Here is a 4,730-nt window from a genome sequence, read left to right as displayed (position 1 = left end):
GCCTGCCTTCGTTCGCGCTGTCGCAGGAGTTCACGCTGGAGACCCGCAACGCGCCGCTGTGGGAGACCGCCAAAGCCCACGCGCCCGACATCGTCCGCCGGGTGATGGCGGCCGGCGTGCCGAAGAACACCGTCGTCAACGTCAACTTCCCGGCCTGCGCGCCGGACGAGGTGAGGGGCGTGGTGGTGACGCGGCAGGGCAAGCGCAATCCCGGCTTCCTGCGCATCGACGAGCGCCACGACGGCCGTGGCAATCCGTATTACTGGATCGGCTTCGAGAAGATCCGCGTCGCCGACACGCCGGCCGAAGGCACCGATCTCGCCGCGCTCGCCGCCAACTACGTCTCGGTCACGCCGCTCCGCCTCGACCGCACCGACGATGCGTTCTCGTCGACGTTGAAGGGCGTGTTGGGCTGAGACGTGTCCTCGTAGGATGGCTTAGGCGCGCCGTAACCCATCAATCGGGCGAGGTGAAGCTCAAATGATGGGTTATGCGCCTGCGGCGCTAACCCATCCTACGAAGCTGAAACGTGGACACGTAGGGTGGGCAAAGGCGCAAAGCGCCGTGCCCACGTCTTCCCACGCAATCACGGCTGCGCGTGCGCACGGCGCGCCTGCGGCGCACCTTTGCACACCCTACAAGACTACAAGACGGCGCTTCGAGTTACGCCGCGCCTCTCAGCGTCGAGTCCAGCGCGTCTTTCAGAGACTCGATCTGGAACGGCTTCTGCAGCGCCGGCCGATCGCGATAATCTTCCGGCACGCCTTGCGAGCCGTACCCGGTGGCGAAGATGAATGGCCGGTTGCGGGCCTTGAGCAGATCCGCCACCGGCGAAATCACCCGGCCGTTGACGTTGACGTCGAGGATCGCGATGTCGAACTCGGTGGTGCCGGCGAGCTTGATGGCTTCGTCGATTTCGCCGGTTTCTGCGGCGACGCTGAAGCCCAACTCTTCCAGCATGTCGACCACCATCATCCGGATCATCGCCTCGTCTTCGACCAGAAAAACTGAGCCAGCAGACGGCTTGACAGTGGTCATGTAAAGTCCCTGGAGCGCCGGTAAAATCGGCGGTAAGAAGTCGCAAACGGTCGCGAGCGCACCGTCGCAAAAAAAATCCCGCAAGGCAATGTCAAGTAACGCCGCGTCATACTGCGTGACAGTCGGAGCTTGCCAGAGTTCCATCGCGGTACACAGAATTGCGTCTCGATTCGGAGCGGGTTAGCCAACGTCGTTCGGGTCGCGCAGCAAAACCGGGAGGCATAGCAAGTATGATGTCGATCCCGGCGCCGCCCGAGAAGATGATGTTTCAGCTCAGCCTGCGCCGTCGCGGCATCAGCGATCAGGCGGTGCTGCATGCGATGGAGGCGGTGCCGCGCGATCGCTTCGTCGATCCGATCCATCGCGACGGGGCTTGGCGCGACACTGCGCTGCCGATCGCCTGCGGCCAGACCATCAGTCAACCCTTTGTCGCGGCCTACATGACCGAGCAGCTCGGGCTGCGCGCCGATCACCGCGCGCTCGAGATCGGCACCGGCTCCGGCTATCAGGCGGCGATCCTGTCGCGGCTGGCCAAATGGGTGCTCAGCGTCGAGCGCTTCAAGACGCTGGCCGACAGCGCGCGCCAGCGGCTCGAGGACATGCGCTACGACAATGTCGAGGTCATGGTCGGCGACGGTCTGGCGCTGCCGGAAGCGGTCGGTGAATTCGACCGCATCATCGTCACGGCGAGCGTGGCGGAGGTGCCGCAGTCGCTGCTCGACCGCCTCGCCGTCGGCGGCGTGATGATCGTGCCGGTCGGGCCGCCAGCAGGGCGGCAGACGTTGCTGCGGTTGGTTCGCGGCCAAGACGGATTAGTTCGCAAACCGCTCGTCGACGTACGCTTCGTGCCGGCCATCCCCGGCACCGCGCGAGAATTGTGACCGTCAATCTCGACGTCGCCGCAGGGTTAAACGGTTGTTTACTGCCGGCGTGTTTACTCAATTTACCATTGTATTGCGTATGAGTGAGTAACCATGTCCCGCGTTGTCGAGTTCTTGAGCTCGCGCCGGGCGCCGCAGGTCGCGGTGCTGGCGTTGATGTCGGTCGGGTTCAGCGCGTGCAGCGCCGACATGCAGACACGCTTCCAGCAGGCGCCGTTCGGCCCCGTCGAAAGCACCGGTTCGGTGTCTCAGCAGCGTCAGGCGCCGCGCGAGCTGCCGCAATATTCCCGGCCGCAGTACCAGCCGCCTTATCAGCAGCCGGCCTATCAGCCGCAGTATCAGTCCCAGGCGCTGCCGCCGATCTCGGCGCCGCAGTCCTATCCCGTTGCTGGCGGAGTCTCCGGTGGTGGACGAGGTGTCGGCTCGTACGAGCCGCCGCCGGCGCGGGCGCCGATCGAGCCGACCGGTACCGTGCCGCATTCCGTCGCCGCCGCACGTCCGGCTCCGGCTCCGGCGGCCGCAGCGCCGGCCGCGACCAAGATCATCGTCGGCACCAGCGACACGTTGGAGATTCTGGCTCATCGCTATCACGTCTCGACCGCCGAGATCCTGCACGCCAACGGCTACAAGGGACCGCGTCGCTTGTCGCCGGGCCAGCAGCTGATCATCCCGTCGCGCACCGCCGCGCTCGGCGCGCCGCCGGCACCGCTGGCGCCGCCGATGCGTCAGGCTGCTATGCAGCCAGCTCCGGTTGCCGCGCCCGTCGCTGCTCCTGCGCCCGCTCGCGTGCACTACGTCAATTCCGGCGACACGCTGGCGGCGATTGCGCGCCGCAATCACATCACCCAGGCCGAGCTGGCCCGCAGCAATAACTTGCCCGCCGACGCCAGGCTGAAGCCCGGCATGAAGCTGATGGTGCCGAGCGCCGGCGCTGCTGCTGCCGCCGCGCCTGTCGCGGCGGCCCCCGTGGCCGCGCCTGCGCCGCAGATGGCGACCACGCAGATGACGGCCCCGGTGCGCACCGCGGAGTTGACCGAAAAGGCCCGGCGCGTCGCGCCGACCGAGACTCCGGCCGAAGTCGCGCCGGCGACCGAATCCTCCACCAAGCAGGCCGAGGCCACCGGCGCGCTGCCGAGTTTCCGCTGGCCGGCTCGCGGCCGCGTCATCGCCGCCTACGGCTCCAAGACCAACGGCAAGGCCAATGACGGCATCAACCTCGCGGTGCCGGAAGGCACCCCGGTGAAGGCCGCCGAAGACGGCGTCGTCGCCTATGCGGGCAACGAGCTGAAGGGCTACGGCAATCTCGTGCTGGTGCGCCACGCCAACGGCTACGTCACCGCATACGCCCATGCCAGCGAGTTGCTGGTCAAGCGCGGCGATCCGATCAAGCGCGGTCAGGTCATCGCCAAGTCGGGCCAGTCCGGCGAAGTCAGCTCGCCGCAGCTCCACTTCGAAATTCGCAAGGGGTCGACCCCGGTCGATCCGATCAAGTTCCTCAACGGCGCCTGAGCAACGCCGGGGAGCGAAGCCTGACGGGAAATGCCCGGCCGCGAGGCCGGGCATTTTCTTTGTGAGCCGCACCTGGAAAGAAGTGGACGTGGCCGACCGAGAGTTTCCAGCGTGGGATGAAGTTAGTCCGGCTGGTGAACCGTGATATGTACTTAGTAATGAGGAGCGGGAACTTCGTTGGCGTTTATCCAAAGTTTGAAAATGTCAGGCGGTAGCCGGGGGCTAGATGGAGACAACGGAGAAAATCGTTGAGGCCTACGTTCGCCATGTGAAGCGATGGGCGACCATTCCCAATATTCGCTGCGACGCCCAGCAGGAGATCGATCTGTTGGCCATCAATCCCGTGACGCTGGAGCGCTACCATATCGAAACAAGCGTGTCGGGCTCGCAAGTGTATTCTAAGCTGACGAATAAGGAGTTTGATCCAGCTCTGCTCAAGTTGCGCGTCCAGAAACCGAAGATGCGTCGCACCCTAGGCTATTTCATCTCTCACAAATTCGGTACTAAAGCGATCTTGGATAAGCTCTCTGAGTATGGATTCAAGGATGGCGCATACAAGAAAGTGGTTGTTACTTGGGATTGGACTCCAGATGCCAAAGCGACCGCTGATGCACAGAATATAGAACTTTGGGATTTTCGTATGCTTATGCGGGATATTGCGACATCGATTCAACATTCTCGCGGGTACTTCACCGACGATACACTTCGTACGATCAACCTCTTCATGCGGGCTCTGGTTGATGCGGAGACTCCACCGAACACCGAAACATCCATTCCGCGGAGGTCAAAAGCAACGTGCAATGGAAGCCGCGAACAGGATTTAGCGGCACCTTATTGGGTTTATCGAAATTGGATACGCGGGCGGGCAAGGCTGCATATGGCCAATTGCAGCTATTGCAACAATGGGTCCGGCACCCAAGGAAGCCTGAACAGTGTTACGGGCGAGTGGAAGTCGTTCAAGAGTGAGACCGAGGCGAAGGTCTTTCTCGACAGCTTCGACTATGACGATGCAAAACTGTGTGGTGCTTGCATGACCTCCCGCACCCGTACTTGAGTTGTTGAATGCTAAGCTCTTGATAGTGATGTCGGTAACGACGGTTGCCTCCGCAAACTTACTTGGACCTCATCCGCACGCCGAGCCGTCCCGCGAGATCTTGTACGAACTGCCAGGCGACGCGGCCGGAGCGGGAGCCGCGGGTGGTGGACCATTCGAGCGCGTCGCGTTCGAGTTGCTCGTCGTCGGTCTTGATGCCGAAATGGCCGCCATAGCCGCGCACCATGGCCAAGAACTCGTCCTGGCTG

Annotated in this window: 6 protein-coding genes; 4 read left to right on the top strand and 2 right to left on the bottom strand. The window is 63.3% G+C overall.

Translation table 11 applies throughout. From position 1 onward, the window contains the following. Window positions 1–416 (top strand): 5'/3'-nucleotidase SurE (locus I5M_RS09465; protein ID WP_031335958.1); only part of this gene is annotated, 416 nt, incomplete at its 5' end. Between the two features lie 247 nt (window positions 417–663). Here the strand turns inward: I5M_RS09465 and I5M_RS09460 are convergent. After that, window positions 664–1,038 (bottom strand): response regulator, encoded by a 375-nt coding sequence (locus tag I5M_RS09460; protein ID WP_022721177.1) that lies wholly within the window; start codon window positions 1,036–1,038, stop codon window positions 664–666. Window positions 1,039–1,271: 233 nt separating this feature from the next. On the opposite strand from I5M_RS09460, the gene I5M_RS09455 reads away from it, so the two are divergent. The 3 genes from I5M_RS09455 (at window position 1,272) to I5M_RS09445 (ending at window position 4,482) form a co-directional block, all read left to right on the top strand. Next, the gene (locus I5M_RS09455; protein WP_031335957.1) at window positions 1,272–1,919 is read left to right on the top strand and encodes a protein-L-isoaspartate(D-aspartate) O-methyltransferase; all 648 of its coding nucleotides are present in this window, start codon (window positions 1,272–1,274) and stop codon (window positions 1,917–1,919) included. A 93-nt stretch (window positions 1,920–2,012) separates the two neighbouring features. Next, window positions 2,013–3,428 carry a LysM peptidoglycan-binding domain-containing M23 family metallopeptidase gene (locus I5M_RS09450; RefSeq protein WP_022721175.1) on the top strand — a complete coding sequence of 472 codons (1,416 nt, stop codon included), beginning with the start codon at window positions 2,013–2,015 and terminating at the stop codon, window positions 3,426–3,428. A gap of 226 nt (window positions 3,429–3,654) precedes the next feature. After that, entirely contained in the window at window positions 3,655–4,482 is an 828-nt protein-coding gene (locus I5M_RS09445; protein WP_022721174.1) for a hypothetical protein, read from the top strand. A 58-nt stretch (window positions 4,483–4,540) separates the two neighbouring features. Here I5M_RS09445 and I5M_RS09440 read toward each other — a convergent pair. Continuing rightward, a partial coding sequence (locus tag I5M_RS09440; RefSeq protein WP_031335956.1) for a DUF815 domain-containing protein occupies window positions 4,541–4,730 on the bottom strand: 190 nt, incomplete at its 5' end.

It is taken from the genome of Rhodopseudomonas sp. B29 (assembly GCF_000333455.1).
Lineage (GTDB): Bacteria > Pseudomonadota > Alphaproteobacteria > Rhizobiales > Xanthobacteraceae > Rhodopseudomonas.
The sequence above is the reverse complement of the archived record's forward strand: the minus strand, read 5'-3'. Positions and strand labels throughout refer to the sequence as shown.